This window comes from Acidovorax sp. NO-1 (assembly GCF_000238595.1).
Classification (GTDB): domain Bacteria; phylum Pseudomonadota; class Gammaproteobacteria; order Burkholderiales; family Burkholderiaceae_C; genus Acidovorax.
The window spans coordinates 233532-251599 of sequence record NZ_AGTS01000078.1; the positions used below are offsets into that span (position 1 = coordinate 233532).

Below are 18068 nucleotides of genomic sequence, written 5' to 3' on the forward strand. Positions count from 1 at the left end.
GGCGTCGCAGCGAGCCCTGGCCCGCCTGCTAGTGTCCCGAGCACCAGGGAAGGCTCACATCCGCGCTACCGGTAAAGCACCTGCGGCAGCCACAGGCCGATGGCCGGGAACTGGTACAGCAGCACAATGGCCAGAACCTGAATACCCATGAACGGCAACATACCCGCAAAGATCTGGTTCAGCGTCACGTGTTTGGGCGCAACGCCTTTCAGATAGAACGCGCTCATCGCCACCGGCGGGCTCAGGAAGGCAGTCTGCAGGTTCAGAGCCACCAGCAGCCCGAAGAACAGCGGGTCCACCCCGAAGTTGTCCAGCAGCGGGATGAAGATGGGCATGAAGATCACGATGATCTCCGTCCACTCCAGCGGCCAGCCGAGGATGAAGATGATGACCTGGGAGAGCACGAGGAACTGCGTCTTCGTGAGGTTCATGCCCAGCACCCACTGCTCGACCAGCTCCTGCCCCCCCAGCAGCGCGAAGGCGGCCGAGAAAATCGCAGAGCCGACAAACAGCCAGCAGACCATGGCGCTGGTCTTGGCCGTGAGAAACACGGACTCCTTGACCACATTGAAGGTGAGCTGCCGGTAAGCCGCCGCCAGCACAAAGCCGCCGAAGGCGCCCACGGCTGCCGCCTCCGTAGGTGTTGCCAGGCCAAACACAATGGAGCCCAGCACGGCAAGGATCAGGATCAGCAACGGGAAGAAGCTCGACAGCAGCATCTTGAAGACTTCCAGCCGCGCGTAGCTCAGGATGGCGTAGAACACCACCAGCGCCACGGCACCCACACCCAGCCCGATCCAGAACCCGGTAGACGCCGGTTTGGTGGTGGCAGCGGGCGCATCCCCATTGTTCCCTGCAACCCCTGCTGCTGCAGGCGGCTCTTCGGTGCCCGGATTGGCAGCATCGTTGGCCGCCGCTTCAGCACCCGGAGGCTCTGCCACGGCATCGGCCCCGGCGGGTTCGGCCACCTCGTCATCGGCGGGTGGTTCCGCCAGCCCGGAGCCTTCCGGCTCTGCCAGGCCGGAGCCCGACGTGGCGGCGTCTTCCGAACCCGCACCCATCGCCTGCAGCTCGGTATACGCCTCTTCGACCACCACGCGGGTGGCGCTCTGGTAGCTGGCGACCGCGACCACCGCAAAGAGCACCGCCGGCAGCAATGCAATGCCCAGCTGTCCCAGCAGGTAGCCCGTGGACACCCCCTGGTTGCGACGGCCCTTGAGGGCGTTGACCAGGCTGCCCGGCGCCCAGCCGTTCGCTGTGGCGCCGATGGCCCGCAGACCGGCCGGCAACGGCACGACGCGTTGCTCGGCCGTGAGCGGCGGCGCCCAGTCGGGCTTGAGCTTGGCCATGATGATCACGTACAGGATGTACAGCCCCGCCAGCATGATCCCGGGAAAGAACGCCCCCGCATACAGCTGCACGACCGACACACCCGCGGTGGCGCCATACACGATGAGAAGCACCGACGGAGGAATCAGGATACCCAGGCAACCCCCGGCCGTGATGACGCCGGCCGACAGGCGCACGTCATAACCGGCGCGCAGCATCTGTGGCAAGGCCAGCAACCCCATCAGCGTGACCACAGCCCCCACAATGCCCGTAGCCGTCGCAAACACGGCACAGGTGACCAGCGTGGCCACCCCGAGCGATCCGGGCACCCGCGCCAGCGAAAGGTGCAGGCTGCGAAACAGCTTCTCGATGAGGTTGGCACGCTCGACGAGGTAGCCCATGAACACGAACAGTGGAATGGAGATGAGCACATCGTTGCCCATTACCGAGAAAGCACGCTGCACCATGAGGTCCAGCGTCTGCTTGAGCGCCCCCGCCGCTGTCTGGTCCCCCGAGTGGTAGGCAAAGAATGCAAACAGCATGCCCATGCCCATGAGGGTAAAAGCGGTGGGAAACCCCAGCATGATGGCCACCACCACCAGCGACAGCATGAGCAGCCCGTAGTGGCCATTGGTCATCCGCTCGACGCTGAACACCATCGCAAGCGCCGCGAAGATGATCAGCGCCATCAGCGTGAAGCCGAAATACAGTTCCTTGCGGATCTTCATCACTGGCCACCTTTCTGAACCACCAGGCGGTCGAGTGCGTCAATGTCGGAATCCTTGACATGCACCATCTGCTTGAGCTTGTCGACGTCCACCTCCTCCACATCTTCCTCGCGCCGGGGCCACTGCCCGGTCTGGATGCAGATCACGCAGCGGATGATTTCCACGATGCCCTGCAGCAATAGGAAGGCCCCTGCCAGCGGAACCACAAACTTGAAGGGATACACCGGAATCGGATCGGCATTGAAAGTTTGCTCGCGCATGGCCAGAGAGTCCTGAAAGAAGTACCAGCCGGCATAAGTCAGTGCAATGATGCCGGGCAGGAAGAAAACGATGTACAGGATCAGATCGACCCAGGCCTGCGTGCGCGGTGCAAAAAAGCCATAGAGCACGTCACCCCGGACATGACCGCTTTTGGCCAGGGTGTAGGCACCAGCGGTCATGAAGAGCACGCCATACAGCATGATCTGGGCGTCGAGCACCCACGCATGTGGCTTGTTCAGCACATACCGGGAGAAAACCTCCCAGGTGATCAGCAGAGTAAGGCCGACCACACTCCAGGCGCAGGCCTTGCCGAACCAGGTGGAGATCCGGTCAACGGTGAGCAGTAGTTTTTGCATGACTTGTCTATCTCGGGACACAAAAAAAGGCGCCTTGAGGCCGTTGCCTGCAGGCGCCCTGTTTCACTGACGTGGCTCAACCCTTCTTGGCACCCCTGCCGAAATAGTGGTTGTAGGCCATCTTGAAGTCCACCATGTAATCGTTCTGCCACTGGCCCGCACGCTGTGCGAATGCCTTTTGCGAATCCAGGATCTTCTTGAACAGCGGGTTTTCGCCACCCTTCTTGGCGATGATCTTGTCCCACGCAGCCAGCTGGGCACGCAAGATGGCATCCGGGGTTTTGTAGAACTTGACACCCTGCTTCTTGAGCTCTTCATAGTCCTTGGAATTGCGCTCGATCGCCTTCCAGCTCATGTCGGCACTGGCGGCCTGCACGGCATAGTCCACGATGGCCTTGAGCTCGGCGGGCAGCGCATTGAGCTTGGTCTTGTTGAACAGGATTTCAAACTGCTCACCGCTTTGGTGGAAGCTCTGCAGCATGCAGTTTTTGACCACGTCAGGGAAGCCCAGCACGCGGTCGGACGAGGCATTGTTGAACTCGGCGCCATCAATCAGGCCACGGTCAAGTGCCGGCACAATTTCGCCACCGGGCAGCGGATTCACGGCCGCACCCATGTCGGTGAACATGTCCACCGCCAGGCCCACGGTGCGGAACTTCACACCCTTCATGTCCTCGACCTTGGCGATCGGCTTCTTGAACCATCCCAGTGGCTGCGAGGGCATGGGCCCGTACAGGTACGACACCACATCCAGGTTCAGGCTTGCGTAGATTTCTTCCAGTAGTGCCTTGCCACCGCCGTAGTTGTGCCAGGCCAGCACCATGTTGGGATCCATGCCGAACGCAGGGCCTGAGCCCCACAGCGCCAGGGCCGAGTTCTTGCCGTAGTGGTAGGCCACCACGCCATGCCCGCCATCGAGCGTGCCCTTGCCCACCGCCTCGAGGAGCTGGAACGCGGGCACCACTGCGCCTGCAGGCAACACCTCGATCTTCAGGCGCCCGCTGGCCATGTCGTTGACCTTTTTCGCGAAGTCTTGTGCGTACTCGTGAAAAATGTCTTTCGCAGGCCAGGTGCTCTGAAAGCGCAGGCTGGTCGTGGTCTGTGCCGTGGCGACCATGGGGGCGCTCAGGGCGCCCGCTGCGACAGCGGCTCCCTTGAGCAGGTTGCGACGGCGCGGGGTGTTGCTATGCGTCATGAATGTCTCCGGAAGGGTTGATACGCAATCTGTTGTTGCGATTTCATTGTCGGCATCGCCCGCTGCGGCCCTACAGGGTTTACACCATCCGACGTATGACGAAACCGGCAGCGACGGTGTAAAAAATTTCAAGAAGCCAGATCTGACAAAACCCTGACGCAAAAGCCCCACCACAAAGCCCACGCACCGCAGGCCGTTCAGCGACAATCGTTGCCAGACCGCCCTGGCACCTGCGCGTGCCACGCCCCATTCCAGAGTCCATCACATCCATGAAGCGCATTTGGCTACTCTTCTCGCAGGCCGTGACGGTGTTCGTCGCAGCCTACTTTGTCGTTGCAACCCTGCAGCCCAGCTGGCTGGGGCGGGGGGCAGCCACGCGCTCTGGCGCCGGCATCGCGCTGCTGGAGGCCCCTCCGGCCAGCCCCGGCCAGCAGCCGGTTGCCGGCAGCTTCAGCGCCGCGGCCCGCCAGGCCTCTCCCGCCGTGGTCAGCATCAACACGAGCAAGGCGGTGCGCCACCCGCGCAGCAATGACCCGTGGTTCCAGTTCTTCTTTGGCGACCAGGGTCAGCAGGCCCAGGCGGGCCTGGGCAGCGGCGTCATCGTGAGCCCCGATGGCTACATCCTTACCAACAACCACGTGGTGGAAGGCGCTGATGAAATTGAAGTCACGCTGACCGACAGCCGCCGCGCCCGTGCCACCGTGATCGGCACCGACCCCGATACGGACCTGGCCATCCTCAAGATTGACTTGGACAAGCTTCCGGTCATCGTGCTGGGCAATTCCGATGCCCTCGCCGTCGGCGATCAGGTGCTGGCCATCGGCAATCCGTTTGGCGTGGGCCAGACCGTGACGAGCGGCATTGTGAGCGCGCTGGGCCGCACGCAACTGGGCATCAATACCTTTGAGAACTTCATCCAGACGGACGCCGCCATCAACCCCGGCAATTCGGGCGGCGCGCTGGTGGATGTGAATGGCAACCTCATGGGCATCAACACCGCCATCTATTCCCGCTCCGGCGGGAGCATGGGGATTGGCTTTGCAATCCCTGTCTCCACGGCCCGGATGGTGCTGGACGGCATCGTGAAGGACGGCCAGGTCACGCGCGGGTGGATCGGCGTGGAGCCCAACGAACTTTCACCCGAGCTGGCCGAAACCTTCGGCGTGAAGGCCACGCAAGGGGTCATCATCACCGGCGTGCTGCAGGACGGCCCCGCCGCGCTGGCGGGCATGCGCCCGGGCGATGTGATCGTGCGCGTGCAGGGCAAGGACGTCGGCAACGTGTCTGAACTGCTGACCGCCGTGGCGGGCCTCAAGCCAGGGATTGCCGCCCCCTTCAACCTGCAGCGTGGCGACAGGATGGTGGAGCTTCAGATCAGCCCCGGGGTGCGCCCCCGGCCCCAACGCAACATCCGGCGGTAACGCGCCCTGCAGCCCCTGCGGATTCGCAAGCGCCGCGGGGGCGCGTCACGTCTTTTTTTCCGGGGATTAGCGGCGGAGGTTCCCATGGCGGGACACACGCCACCTTGCTCTTGGCGCACAGCGCGCGCTAGCTATTATTAATGTAGCTGTCAGCGCTTATCACACAAGCGCTGCAGGCCATTTTTACTTGAAAATTCCGATCAGGAGGCCGATGCGGACTCTTCCTGGTCTTCGGGCGCTTTGGTGTGCTTGATGAAAATCTGCGCGGCCCAGATGCCCACCTCATACAGCAGGCACATGGGGATCGCGAGCGAGAGCTGGGAGACAACGTCCGGCGGCGTGACGATGGCGGCAATCACGAATGCCAGAACAATGAAGTAACCGCGAAACTCGCGCAGCTTTTCCACGCTGACCACGCCCATGCGCGCCAGAACCACCACCGCGATCGGCACCTCAAACGCCAGACCAAAGGCCAGGAACATGGACAGCACGAAGCTCAGATACGCCTCGATGTCTGGCGCCGCGGTGATGCTTTTGGGCGCAAAGCTCTGGATGAAGGCAAACACCTGGCCAAACACCAGGAAATAACAGAAGGCCACACCCACAAAAAACAGCAACGTGCTGGAGATCACCAGCGGCAGCACCAGCTTTTTCTCATGCGAATACAGACCGGGTGCCACGAAGGCCCACACCTGCCAAAGCACAAAAGGCAATGCCAGCAGGAAGGCAGACATCAGCAGGATCTTGAGCGGCACCATGAACGGAGAGATCACCGACGTGGCAATCAAGGTCGCCCCTTTGGGCAGGTGCGCCACCAGCGGCGCCGCCAGAAAATCGTACAGCGCGCCAGGGCCGGGGAAGAAGAACAGGATCGCCGCCGCAATGGCAATGGCAATGATGGCCTTGACCATCCGGTCGCGCAGCTCCATCAGGTGCTGCACGAACGGCTGCTCGCTACCGGCCAGCTCGTCTTCTTTGGAAGGGGTTTCGGACATGTTGGGTTTTCGTGGGCGTCAGGGCCGCCCAGGCAGCACGCGCAGCGCTGGTGGCTGCCGCATCAGTGGAATTTACGGGGACGAAAGCGTGCCACACGGGCCGCACCGGACTGGGCCTTGGTGCGCACACCGCTTCGCGCCTTGTACCACTGCGGCACCGCACCGCGCTTGAGGCGCCAGTTCTTGCCCGGGTGTTTGTAGGCCGGCACAACGCCGGTCGGCTCTTGCAGGGCGGCACTGGCGCCATCAGTGGCCTCGGCCCAGTCTTTTTCAAATTCGCTGGCGCTGGTCTGGATGGAGCTTTGCACGTCGCGCGCCGCGTTCTCGACCGTGTCCTTCATTTTCTTGAGCTCGTCGAGCTCCATGGACCGGTTGACCTCGGACTTGACGTCGGCCACATAGCGCTGGGCCTTGCCCAGGAGTGTGCCGACAGTACGCGCCACGCGCGGGAGCTTTTCCGGCCCGATGACAATAAGAGCCACCGCGCCGATCAGCGCCATCTTGGAGAGGCCAATATCAATCATCGGTCAGGCGCACACCGTGCACAGGCAAGCCACAGCGGCCCGCTCAGCTCTTTTGCTTGGCTTCGACATCGATGGTGGTCTTGTCAGCGGCCTGGCTGTTAGCAACCTGGCCGGCAGGGGGGGTGGCAGGCGTATCGGCGGATCCGTCCTTCATGCCGTCCTTGAAGCCCTTGACGGCGCCTCCGAGATCGGAGCCCATGTTCTTGAGCTTCTTGGTGCCGAACACCATGACGACGATCAGCAGCACGATCAGCCAGTGCCAGATGGAAAAAGAGCCCATGGAATATCTCCTAACGAATTGCAATCATTTTAGACGGGGGGCGTGACAGGAGTTCACCGCCACCTCAGAACCGCGGGAATCTCCCTGCACCACCCGTCAGCCTGGTTCAGCCTTTGAGCCAAGGGCGCGGGCCACCCATCACATGCACATGCAGATGATGGATCTCCTGCCCCCCTTCAAGCCCCGTGTTTACCACGATGCGAAAGCCACCTTCCGGATACGGGTTGCAGCCTTGTTCCACGGCCAGCCGGGGCGCCAGCGCCATCATGCGCCCCAGAACGCCCGCATGTTCTGCGGTGACCTGTGCCATCGAAGGGATATGCAGCTTGGGCACCATCAAAAAGTGCACCGGCGCCCAGGGATGGATGTCGTGGAAGGCGAAAATTTCTTCATCTTCATAGACCTTCTTCGAAGGAATCTGGCCCACGATGATTTTGCAGAAGAGGCAGTTCGGATCGTGCATGGTGAGGAGAGAAGAAACGAAAGGCGACAAGCCGGTTGCGGCAGCGAGGCCACCCAAGGCTCACGCATTGTCAGCGATCTTGATGGTGGGCCGCACGCCCACGTCCTGGCGGTGCGCCTGCAGCCAGCTCTGCCCCGCCGTGCGGCCCAGCTCAAACAGCTTGCGCACAAACGCCATGTCCGCGCGGGTCTTGCTGTCTGCGCCAAAAGGGGCCAGCACGGCGCCGCCGTCGATGCGGTGCATGCGCACGCTCTTGTAGCGGCGTGCGTCTAGCTTGCCCTCGGCCAGCAGGCGGCGCACGAACTCGATGGCACGCAGTTCGGCCAGCAGGCTGGCGTTGAAGGTGACCTCGTTCATGCGCTCCATGATTTCGGGGCCCGAATGGGGGAGATCCAGATGTTCGATGGGGTTGATCTGCACGAGCAGAATGTCCGAGGTCTCGGTCTGGTAGATCAGCGGGTGCAAGGCCGGGTTGCCCGAGTACCCGCCGTCCCAGTAGTGCTGGCCGTCGATCTCTACTGCCTTGAACAGCAGCGGCAGGCAGGCCGAGGCCATCACCGCGTCCGCACTGAGCCGCGGCCCCGAGAAGATCTCCCCCCGCCCGGTGCGCACATTGGTGGCACACACAAACACCTTGGGCCCGCCGCCTGCGGCGCTTGCGCGGTGTGCGGCGCACAGCAAGTCGAAATCCACCTCGCGTTCCAGCAGGCGGCGCAAGGGGTTGATGTTGAGCGGGTTCGTCTGATAGGGCGAAAGCCACTGGCGCATCATGCCCATCATCGGGTTCGCGGCCGACAGCGGCGAACCCCACATCAGACTGCCCAGCGTGCCCACGCCTTCCCAAAGACGTGTCAGCGTTTCCCGGGCGATGGCGCAGCCCGCGAGATGCGCGTCGTGCGGGTCTTTGTTCTGCTGCGCCGCTGCGGCAAAGCCGTGGGCCAGGGCCACGGCGTTCATGGCGCCAGCGCTGGTGCCGCTCACTCCGTCAAACTGCCACTGGCCGTCCTCCAGCAAGGCGTCGAGCACACCCCAGGTCAGCGCCCCGTGGGAACCGCCGCCCTGCAAGGCCAGGTTCAGCCGCCGCAACGATGGCGCAGCAGGCTCAGGCATCCACCGCCTGGTTCTTGCTCATGGCCAGCATGCCACGCACGATGCGGTACAGGAACCAGATCGAAATCAGAATCCATGCAGGGTTGAAGAGGAACAACCCCAGCAGGAAGAACGGGAACGTTACCAGGTACAGGACGCCCGCCCAGATGACGGACCGGATACGCCATGAAAAATGATTGGCCTGCCAGGTGCCCTCGGCATCGCTGCGTTTGACCAGATCGATCACCAGGGCAATGACCAGCAGCAGTGCGCTGGCCTGCGCGCCCGGCAGCACGGCGCCCACCGCCACGATGAGGTGCAGCACATAGCTGATCCAGCCAATGTTCTTGAGACCCTGGGCCTTTTGCTCCTTGCTCTGCACATCGATGATGTCGTTCATGCGGACCCTTCCTCGGTGGAACGCGCAACGGCCTTGCGCAAGGCTTTTTCCTCGATCCCGCTGGTGCCCTCGCGGCGCTCCAGCTCGGTCAGTACATCGGCAGGCGTGAGGCCATAGTGGGCGAGCGCCACCAGGGAATGGAACCACAGGTCGGCCACTTCGTACACCAGCTTGGACCTGTCGGCACCGTGGTCCACGTCCTTGGCGGCCATCACCACTTCCGTGGCTTCTTCGCCAATCTTTTTCAGGAAGGCGTCCGGCCCCTTGTGCAGAAGGCGGGTGACATAGCTCTTGTCCGGATCGCCGCCATTGGCAGGCTTGCGGCTTTCGATGACGGCGGCCAGGCGCGCCAGGGAATCGTTGGAACTCATGGTCTTGTCGTCCATTGCCATTACTTGTAGATGGATTCCGGGTCTTTCAAGACCGGATCGACCGCGTGCCAGGCCCCGTCCTTGAGAACGCTGAAAAAGCAACTGTGGCGGCCCGTGTGGCAGGCAATGCCGGGCTCGTGGCCCTGTTGGGTGACCTTGAGCAGCACCACATCGTTGTCGCAATCGAGGCGGATTTCGTGCACCGTTTGCACGTGGCCGGACTCTTCGCCCTTGAACCACAGCTTCTTGCGCGATCGGCTGAAGTACACGGCACGGCCCAGCTCAGCCGTCTTCGCAAGGGCCTCGCGGTTCATCCAGGCAAACATCAGCACGTCGCCCGTACCCTGCTCCTGCGCAATTACGGGCACCAGGCCCTGCGCGTCCCATTTCACTTCGTTGAGCCAGTTCATGGGCGGGATTGTCCGTGATTTGGGTGACAGGTCCTGTCAAGCGAAACCAGATTTCAAACCAAACACGGCTCCAGCGCTTTACAGGAAAGCGCCGACAGCTATCAAATAAATAGTGTTTTGGAGGCGCTACATCCGTACGGGAATACCGCGTTCGGCCATGCGCTGCTTGGCCTGGCCCACCGTGTATTCACCATAGTGAAAGATGCTGGCAGCCAGCACCGCGTCAGCGCCGCCGATCTGGATGCCGTCGGCCAGGTGGTCGAGGTGGCCCACGCCGCCGGAGGCGATCACGGGCACGCTCACGGCGTCGCTCACGGCGCGGGTCAGCTCCAGGTCAAAGCCCGCCTTGGTGCCGTCGCGGTCCATGCTGGTCAGCAGGATTTCCCCTGCGCCGCGCTGCGCCATCTCGGTGGCCCAGGCAACCGCGTCCAGGCCCGTGTTCTTGCGGCCGCCGTGGCTGTATACGTCCCAGCCTGCGCCCACGGGCTGGCCGTTGACACCGAGGCGCAGGGCGTCTTCGGCCGAGCGGCGCTTGGCGTCGATGGCCACCACGATGCATTGCGCGCCGTACTTTGCCGACGCGGCATTGATCACATCGGGGTTGGCAATGGCGGCCGAGTTGAAGCTGGTCTTGTCTGCACCGGCATTGAGCAGGCGGCGCACGTCGTCGACGGTGCGCACACCGCCCCCCACGGTAAGCGGAATGAACACCTGGCTGGCCACGGCTTCGACGATGTGCAGGATCAGATCGCGCCCGTCGCTGGTGGCGGTGATGTCCAGAAACGTGAGTTCATCGGCGCCCTGGGCGTTGTAGCGCGAGGCGATCTCCACCGGGTCGCCCGCGTCGCGCAGTTCAACAAAATTGACGCCCTTGACCACGCGGCCTCCGGTGACGTCAAGGCAGGGGATGATGCGTTTTGCAAGCATGAATGAGGCTCTACAGGCGAATCGGGATGGGGCGACAAGATACCATGCACGGCCAAGTGCCGCCCTGCACCGGGTTCAATCGAGTGCGCGGGCTACTCCGTTCTGCCAACGCCATACATCGGCACACATCCGATCCACGCCATGGCGGGCGCTCCACCCCAGCAACTGCCGGGCAAGCGTCGGGTCGGCCCAGCACTGCGCGACGTCACCCGGCCGCCGCCCCGTCACCTGGTAAGGCACCGGCCGACCGCTGGCCCGTTCAAAACTGTGCACCATCTCCAGGACCGACACAGGCTTGCCGGTACCCAGGTTGACCGTGAGCAATCCGGCATGTCCGCGCAGATAGCGCAAAGCGGCAACATGGCCTTCCGCGAGGTCGCACACGTGGATGTAGTCCCGCACGCCGGTCCCATCGGGGGTGCCATAGTCGTTGCCATACACGTTCAGGCAGGCGCGCTCCCCCGCTGCTACCTGCGCGACGTACGGCATCAGGTTGCCCGGCTCTCCCTGTGGATCCTCGCCGATGACCCCGCTTTCGTGCGCTCCCACCGGGTTGAAGTAGCGCAGCCGTGCAATCCGCCACCGCCCAGGCTGCGCGGCATCGAGGTCGGCCAGCATCTGTTCCATCATGAGCTTGCTCCATCCATAGGGATTGGTCGCAGACAACGGAAAGTCTTCGCGGATGGGCACTGATGCAGGATCGCCGTACACCGTCGCGGAGGAAGAAAAAACGAGGGTTTGCACGCCTGCAGCCTGCATCGCCCGCAGCAGGGTCAACGTGCCGGAGACATTGTTGTCGTAATAGCGCAACGGTTCCCGCACGGATTCGCCCACCGCCTTGAGCGCCGCAAAGTGGATGACGCCATCCACAGGGTGTTCAGCAAAAACACGCGCCAGCGCCCGCTCGTCGCGCACATCCGCCTCTACACACAGCGGCGCGGCCCCGGTGATACGCCCAATGCGCTCTATCACTGAGCGGCGGCTGTTCGCGAAGTTGTCCAAAATGAGGTAGGGCACACCCGCCTGGGCCAGCGCCACGCAGGTGTGCGAACCTATAAAACCTGCGCCACCGGTTACAAGAATCATTGACGGCCAACTCCCAAAAAATACCCAAATCAAGGCGCTGGCGCGTCGCAAGCCAGCAAGCGCCGGGTCCGCTGCCGGGCGCCCGCACAATACGCAGTCCACCTGCGGCAAGATACAACAGAAAATGCGAGAGCGCATTCTCCAGGATATCGGCGGCTTCCATGGAGATGCCCCAGTCCTCCAACAAAACCATTCACATGACTGCAGATACGTCAACGCTTGAGCCTCTCGGAGCTACTCCCACGGCCTTCTTTGCGGACGCCGAACGCATGGTGATCCTGCGCCCCTCGGGGGACCGCGCGCACGACGAGGCAGACGGCGTCGCGCTGCCGTCCTGGGAAGCATTTCTCGGCACCGGACTGGTCCCGCTGGGCTTCTATCTGGACGGCTGGACATCTGCCGATCAAGCCGATCTGGCAGGAAAAGTGCGAAGCAGCATGTGGTGGGATCGCCCGGTGGTGGTAACTTCCGGCGGCGCCACGCCGCCGCCCTTGGCCGATGCAGCCGCCACCTATGCACAAGCCCGCTCGATGAGCGAGCGGGCGCTGGCTGTACGGCGCAGTTTTAAAAGGGATCCCACAACACTGCATTTTGATGAGCGCGTGTTGTTGTTTCTCTACCTGCGCGACACCGCTGAACTCCAACCGTTGCTCGATCGGCAAAGTGCGCAGCTTTACCGCTATCCCATGGTAGAGGCCCTGGCGCGCGATGGCGATGATGCGGCCCGCTGCCTCGCAACGCTCACGCGCCGCAGGCTCCTGGAACCTGCGCTGTTGATTGACCGGACCCGCCATTGCCGCACCTGCGCCAGCGCGCACCTGCACTATCTGGACGTGTGCCCGCACTGCTCCAGCATACATATCGGCAAGTCGGCTTCGCTGCATTGTTTCTCGTGTGGTCACGTGGGTCCGGAGGCGGTATTCCATAACGACGGGGCGCTGGTGTGCCCCAAGTGCAGCACGGCCTTGCGGCATATCGGCGTTGACTATGACCGCCCTCTCACCCAGTACGCCTGTGGCAGCTGTCACCACGTTTTCATGGAAACCAGCGTTATTGCACGCTGCCTTGACTGCGCAACGGTGGCTGAGCCCGATGCTCTCGACATGCGAGAGGTCGCCACATTACGGCTCGCCCCGCATGGTCGCGCCGCCTTGCGTGCGGGCCAGATCCAGGAGTCCTTTGCGGCGCTGGACACCGCCAACTACGTCGAGCCCCCGTACTTTCGCCGACTGGTTGACTGGACACTTGCTACACACGTGCGCCACAAAGAAATGCGGTTTGCGCTGATTCTGGTGGAGTTCCAGAACGCCACCGGGCTGATTGAGCAGCATGGGGCCGCACGGGTCTTCCTGATGCTGGATGAATTCGCCCGCCGCCTGCACGAGTTGCTGCGAACCTCTGACATTACGACCCGGACGCATGAAGAGCGTCTGTGGCTTCTGCTGCCGTTTTCCTCACCCGAAGGTTTGGCGGCGCGGCTTGAGAAAGCTCTGGTATCCGAGGATCTCGCTGCAGATGGATCGGCGCTGCAGGCGCGGATCCGATATCTGCAGGTGCCCGGCGATCTGCGCCCCGGCGACAACGCAGCGCAACTGATGAACCGCCTTGAGGGCAGCGACTGAGCGCATGTGGGAGCAGATAGTCTTCTCGTTTCAGACGCTGTTTGCCAGCTCCAGCTCGCAGACTTGGCTGGAACTTGCTTTGAAGTTCTTTCCCTTCGTCGTGCTGCTGGAGGCGCCGTTCTACATTCTGGTCACTGCCGGCATGGTGCGATACGGGCTGCGCGAGCACCGGCCTGATCGGCAGCGCGAGCGGTATCCGCGCGTTTCGTGCCTGATCACGTGCTACTCGGAGGGCGAGGACGTGCGCAAGACCATTGAGTCCCTGGCGCACCAGCTGTATCCCGGCGTCATCGAGATCATCGCCATCGTTGACGGGGCCATACAAAACCGCCCCACGCTGGTGGCGGCGCGCAACGCCCGGACATTGCTGCGCGCCGCTCCCCGTCGCCAGCTGGTGGTGTTGCCCAAATGGCAACGCGGTGGCCGGGTCTCTTCGCTCAACGCCGGCCTGTCCGTGGCAACAGGTGAGATCGTGATGGCGCTGGACGGAGACACTTCGTTCGACAACGACATGGTGCGCAATGCCACCCGCCATTTTGATGATCCTGGTGTGGTGGCAGTCGCAGGGAACCTGCGCGTGCGCAATGCCAAACGGTCGCTGGCCACGCGCATGCAGGCGCTGGAATACCTGCTGTCGATCGCGGCCGGTAAAACGGGGTTGTCGGAGTTCAACCTGGTCAACAACATCTCCGGCGCGTTTGGCGTGTTTCGCACGCAGTTCATCCGCAACCTGGGAGGGTGGGACGCGGGCACAGCCGAAGACCTGGACATGACTACGCGCATCAAGCAGTATTTCGGTCGCCACCCCGGCCTTCGCATCGTGTTTGAGCCGCACGCCGTCGGACACACCGATGCACCCGACTCCTGGCGCATCTTCTTTCGCCAGCGGCTGCGCTGGGACGGCGACATGTTCTACATCTTCATTCGCAAGTTCCGGTTCAACCTACGCCCCAGGCTGCTGGGTTGGCGCAATTTCCTGTTCGTGGTCGTCAACGGCTTGCTGATGCAGCTCGTGATGCCTTTTATGATCGTCGGCTACACCGGCGTCATGCTGTTCACGCTGCCGGTGGGCGCAGTGCTGGGCGTCCTTGGCTTCATTTATCTCGCGTATCTGGCGTCCCTCCTTTTTTACTTCCTGCTCTACATCGTGGCCGTCTCAGAGCGGCCCGCGGACGATCTGGTGTACCTTGCCTTCCTGCCCCTGTTCCCCCTGTTTGCATTTGTCAATCGTGTGCACTGCTCTTTTTCCATCCTCCAGGAAATTTTCCTGAAGTCGCATCTGGACTCGTCCATGGCGCCTTGGTGGGTTCTTCGAAAAACCAAATTCTGAGATGTCCGGATACCTATCAAGACACGTGCGTCTGGCCTTGGCCTTGCCGCTGGCAGTGGCGCTGGGACTGACGCTCGCGGCGGCAAGCCCGTTGGCAGCCTCCTCAGGGGCTGGCTCTCCAGGCACCGGCGGTTCCCTTTCAGAGCTGGAGACCCTTGCGCGCGTGGCTGCCCCCCTGGTCAGGTTGGCACAAGCGGAACTGGATGTGGCGGGGCACCGCAATGACGCGGCCAGGGCCGGCCAGGGAGCACGGCTGTTCGGGGGGGCGGACTGAACGTAGCGCGCGAAGCAGTGACCGACACGCTCAGCCGCGACTACCGACGCCTGAATGCCCAACTGGGTGTGCGCTGGCCTCTGCTGGGAAGCCGCAATGCGCAGGTGCGCAGTCTGCGCGAGGCAGAACTGGCCGCTGCCCAAGGCCAGCAGCGATTGCGCCAAGCACGCACGGATGCAGTGCAGACTGTGCGAAGAGCCTATGTGCGACAAGTGCGCACTACACAGAGGTTGCAGATCGCCCAGGTTTTTCTGGATATGCGCCCCCGGGCGACGGCCCAGCTGGACTCCCGCCACAGATCCGGTTTGATGCTTGAGGCCGAAAGGCTCAAACTGCTGGGGCTGTTCGATGCGGTGCAGATCGCCAGCAACAACCAGCTTGCCCAGCAAGCCTTGAATCTCAGCGAACTTTCGCGGCTCACCGGCCAGCATCCACAGGTGGTCCAAACGCAGCCCATGGTGTGGCCAGAAACCTGCCGCAGCGCCGATACGCTGCTGGCAAGTGCCGACGAGAGCCCGGCCATTGCCCTGGCGCAGCTGGAACTCAACACATGGGGACAGATCGCGGACACCCTGAAGCACACCGGGCTGGAGGCCAGCATTTCCTTGGCGCAGGGGTTAACGCACGACATCGGCGGGCCCAACGGGCGCAACACCGCAGTGGCGATCGACTTTTCGATGCCCTTGCAATGGCGCGCCCAGCGGGACGCTGCCTTGGGGCAGATCCAGGGCGAACGCACACGGCTTGAAAACCTGCTGCAGGTACGCCGCGGCGAGTTTCATGCATTGGCAGAGCAGCATCTCGCCCAGTGGCAACTGCGTCAAGCCGAATTGGCAGGTCTGGTCCGCAGGCTTGAGGCCGCGCACGAGGCGGTCCGCGTTGCCTCGCGACGCCTGGAAGCCTTTGATGGCGACGGATATGCCTCGCTCTTGACTGCACGCCACGAGCTTTATCAGGCATCCATCCAGGTCATCGATGGCGCAGAACGCCGCGACCTGGCCCAGCTGGATCTGCTGGCCTTGGCCCCGGAGAGCTGCGGCTCGGCGATCCCTGCTGCGCAGGATGAAGGTTCTGCCGTGTTGTCGACACTGCCCGCCGGGTTTGCCGCGGCAGCCAAGGCGGCCCCAGCCCCGGACGCCGTGGGCTGGTACGCATGGGAAGGGCAGGCGCTTGTGGAGCGCCCCAGCCGCTTGCACGCGCTGCCCTCGGGCAGCACGCGGGTCTTGATCTCCTTCACGGCAGTGCAACTGCACCGGCTGACACTTCCTTCTGAAAAAAACAGGCTCTTGCAGCTGCTCGCCAAGGCCAGGTCCCTGGGGATTCGCGTGGAGCTGCTGCTGGGCGAGCCCGCCTGGGTACTGCCCGCGCACCGGCAGGATCTGCTGGATTTGCTGGCCCGATTGCGCGCCCTCCCCTTCGACGGATTGAATCTTGACCTGGAGCGCAGCCAATTGCCCTCCGCCGACCAACCGCTCTGGGACGACGCAGTCGTCGAGACTCTGCAAGCCGTACGCGCCGCCGTGCCCTGGCCATTGGGCCTGACCACACACTACCGGGAGCTGCAGTCGCCCGATTTCGCTCAGCGCATTGCTGCCGCTGGTGTCTCGGAACTGGTGGCCATGATCTACGTAAGCAATCCAGTGCGCGCGGCCGACATCGCACGACCCCTTCTCCAGGGCCCCGTCGGACTGCGGCTGGCGGTGGCACAAAGCATGGAATCCACGTTGCCCCCGGAGGAAAGCAGCTATTCGGTGGGCAAAGCAGCGGCACTGCAACGCTGGCGCCAACTGGCGAAATCACTGGAAGGGCAGCCTGGATTCAGCGGCGTTCTGATCCAGTCGCTGGAAGAGTTCAATAAGGCACGACCTTGAAAATTCAGTTCGACAAACCCCCGGGCTCAGCCCAGGAAACCAACGGCCTGTCCGTGCGCTATGCCGCGTCCAAACGAGCGGTGCCGCGTTGGCGCTGGTATTTGCTGCTGGCCATGGTGCTCACCCCGCCAGCCTACCTGCTGACCCGGTTCACGGTGGCGTACTGGTGGGAGACCTCACCAGCCATCGTGATGACCGAACAGGTGGTGGTGCGTGCCCGTACGGCCGGTCAGGTGAAACACGTCGCGCAGCCAGGCGCTTTGGTGCGCGCCGGAGAACCTGTCATCGCTCTGGAGGGCGCAGCAGCGCCTCGCCAGAATCCTCCGGCAACACCTGCTCCTGCACCAGCCCGTGACCGATCCAACCCCATGGTGGCAATGATCGCGAGCCGCCAGGCCATGTTTGATGAGGCCCTGCGCCTGGCCCAAAGCCAGCTCGCACTGCAACAGGAACGCCTGCGCACCATGCAGGCGCTGCGCGCCGAAGGAGCGGCGACGCGCCAGGAATTGGACAACGCACGCATCCAGGAAATGCAGGCGCAGGCTGTGGCAGTGCGTGCGAGCACTGATGCGAGGGAAAACAGGGCCCAGCTGGTACGCGAGCAGGCCAGGCCCCCTGACGCACCGCCCGATACCCCCGCACCCCGCGCGGTCGAGGATTCAACCACAGAGGATGGGGATGTGAGAGCACCCTTCGATGCCGTGGTGGTGCGCCAGTTCGTGCACCAGGGCGAATGGGTCACGCCCGGTGCCGACATAGCGGTACTGCAAGGGCCAGCCCCCGCGATGGTCCACGCCTACTTGCCGCCCGACCAGGCACGCTATGCGCAAGTGGGGCGCAAAGCCACACTGCGCTTCATGGACGGGGGGCGCATTCGCGCCGAAGTGGCAGACGTCATCGCAGAAGCCGAGCGCACCCCCGCAGAGCGAACGTCACCTCTGGCCCCACGCATGCCGTCGATTGTCGTGCGTTTGCGCCCTGTCGAACCTCTGCCGCCGTCCTACCGCATTCACTACCTGCCGCTGGATGTGCGCTTCGACTGGGTATGGGACTGGGCGCCTTGAGGAAAGGCGCAGTTTCAGACCGACGACTACCCTGAGCGTGCCGCGAGACCCTGCAAGCGTCGCTGCGGGTCG

The 18068-nt window shown here is 63.1% G+C and carries 18 protein-coding genes; 5 read left to right on the top strand and 13 right to left on the bottom strand.

Going from position 1 to position 18068, the window contains the following annotated elements; genetic code table 11:
• Positions 1 to 65: 65 nt before the first annotated feature.
• From KYG_RS12000 to KYG_RS12010, 3 genes are all read right to left on the bottom strand, one after another.
• Entirely contained in the window at positions 66 to 2057 is a 1992-nt protein-coding gene (locus tag KYG_RS12000; protein ID WP_008905166.1) for a TRAP transporter large permease subunit, read from the bottom strand.
• On the bottom strand, positions 2057 to 2674 hold the full coding sequence (locus tag KYG_RS12005) for a TRAP transporter small permease subunit (protein WP_008905167.1): 618 nt from the start codon (positions 2672 to 2674) through the stop codon (positions 2057 to 2059). Before KYG_RS12005 ends, KYG_RS12000 begins: the two co-directional genes overlap by 1 nt.
• 76 nt (positions 2675 to 2750) lie before the next feature.
• A complete protein-coding gene (locus KYG_RS12010; RefSeq protein ID WP_008905168.1) occupies positions 2751 to 3869 on the bottom strand; it encodes a TRAP transporter substrate-binding protein in 1119 nt (372 codons plus the stop codon).
• 269 nt (positions 3870 to 4138) lie between these two features.
• Between KYG_RS12010 and KYG_RS12015 the strand changes: the two genes are divergently transcribed.
• Positions 4139 to 5290, top strand: coding sequence for a trypsin-like peptidase domain-containing protein (locus KYG_RS12015; RefSeq protein WP_008905170.1), 1152 nt, complete (start codon positions 4139 to 4141; stop codon positions 5288 to 5290).
• Positions 5291 to 5490: 200 nt separating this feature from the next.
• Here KYG_RS12015 and tatC read toward each other — a convergent pair whose 3' ends face one another.
• The 10 genes from tatC to galE all read right to left on the bottom strand — a co-directional run bounded on the left by tatC (position 5491) and on the right by galE (position 11835).
• Positions 5491 to 6285: a twin-arginine translocase subunit TatC gene (tatC, locus tag KYG_RS12020; RefSeq protein ID WP_008905171.1), complete on the bottom strand. Its 795-nt coding sequence runs from the start codon at positions 6283 to 6285 to the stop codon at positions 5491 to 5493.
• Positions 6286 to 6347: 62 nt separating this feature from the next.
• Positions 6348 to 6809 carry a Sec-independent protein translocase protein TatB gene (gene tatB, locus KYG_RS12025; protein WP_008905172.1) on the bottom strand — a complete coding sequence of 154 codons (462 nt, stop codon included), beginning with the start codon at positions 6807 to 6809 and terminating at the stop codon, positions 6348 to 6350.
• 43 nt (positions 6810 to 6852) lie between these two features.
• Entirely contained in the window at positions 6853 to 7089 is a 237-nt protein-coding gene (gene tatA / locus KYG_RS12030) for a Sec-independent protein translocase subunit TatA (RefSeq protein ID WP_008905173.1), read from the bottom strand.
• 106 nt (positions 7090 to 7195) lie between these two features.
• Positions 7196 to 7552 (bottom strand): histidine triad nucleotide-binding protein, encoded by a 357-nt coding sequence (locus KYG_RS12035; protein ID WP_034694251.1) that lies wholly within the window; start codon positions 7550 to 7552, stop codon positions 7196 to 7198.
• A 60-nt stretch (positions 7553 to 7612) separates the two neighbouring features.
• Positions 7613 to 8662, bottom strand: coding sequence for a patatin-like phospholipase family protein (locus KYG_RS12040; protein WP_008905175.1), 1050 nt, complete (start codon positions 8660 to 8662; stop codon positions 7613 to 7615).
• Positions 8655 to 9041, bottom strand: coding sequence for a membrane protein (locus tag KYG_RS12045; RefSeq protein WP_008905176.1), 387 nt, complete (start codon positions 9039 to 9041; stop codon positions 8655 to 8657). Before KYG_RS12045 ends, KYG_RS12040 begins: the two co-directional genes overlap by 8 nt.
• On the bottom strand, positions 9038 to 9412 hold the full coding sequence (locus KYG_RS12050; RefSeq protein WP_034694368.1) for a phosphoribosyl-ATP diphosphatase: 375 nt from the start codon (positions 9410 to 9412) through the stop codon (positions 9038 to 9040). The genes KYG_RS12045 and KYG_RS12050 overlap by 4 nt, the downstream gene beginning before the upstream one ends.
• A gap of 20 nt (positions 9413 to 9432) precedes the next feature.
• Positions 9433 to 9831, bottom strand: coding sequence for a phosphoribosyl-AMP cyclohydrolase (gene hisI / locus KYG_RS12055; protein WP_085942562.1), 399 nt, complete (start codon positions 9829 to 9831; stop codon positions 9433 to 9435).
• Positions 9832 to 9948: 117 nt separating this feature from the next.
• Entirely contained in the window at positions 9949 to 10749 is an 801-nt protein-coding gene (gene hisF, locus KYG_RS12060; RefSeq protein ID WP_008905179.1) for an imidazole glycerol phosphate synthase subunit HisF, read from the bottom strand.
• A 75-nt stretch (positions 10750 to 10824) separates the two neighbouring features.
• On the bottom strand, positions 10825 to 11835 hold the full coding sequence (galE, locus tag KYG_RS12065) for a UDP-glucose 4-epimerase GalE (RefSeq protein ID WP_008905180.1): 1011 nt from the start codon (positions 11833 to 11835) through the stop codon (positions 10825 to 10827).
• A gap of 161 nt (positions 11836 to 11996) precedes the next feature.
• Here galE and KYG_RS12070 point away from each other — a divergent pair, with 161 nt between their 5' ends.
• From KYG_RS12070 to KYG_RS12090, 4 genes are all read left to right on the top strand, one after another.
• Positions 11997 to 13457 (top strand): diguanylate cyclase, encoded by a 1461-nt coding sequence (locus KYG_RS12070; protein ID WP_008905181.1) that lies wholly within the window; start codon positions 11997 to 11999, stop codon positions 13455 to 13457.
• Positions 13458 to 13461: 4 nt separating this feature from the next.
• Entirely contained in the window at positions 13462 to 14787 is a 1326-nt protein-coding gene (locus tag KYG_RS12075) for a glycosyltransferase (RefSeq protein ID WP_008905182.1), read from the top strand.
• A 291-nt stretch (positions 14788 to 15078) separates the two neighbouring features.
• Complete coding sequence (locus KYG_RS12085; RefSeq protein ID WP_008905183.1) at positions 15079 to 16932, top strand: TolC family protein; 1854 nt, start codon at positions 15079 to 15081, stop codon at positions 16930 to 16932.
• Complete coding sequence (locus KYG_RS12090) at positions 16929 to 17996, top strand: HlyD family secretion protein (RefSeq protein ID WP_008905184.1); 1068 nt, start codon at positions 16929 to 16931, stop codon at positions 17994 to 17996. The genes KYG_RS12085 and KYG_RS12090 overlap by 4 nt, the downstream gene beginning before the upstream one ends.
• Positions 17997 to 18068: the final 72 nt, after the last annotated feature.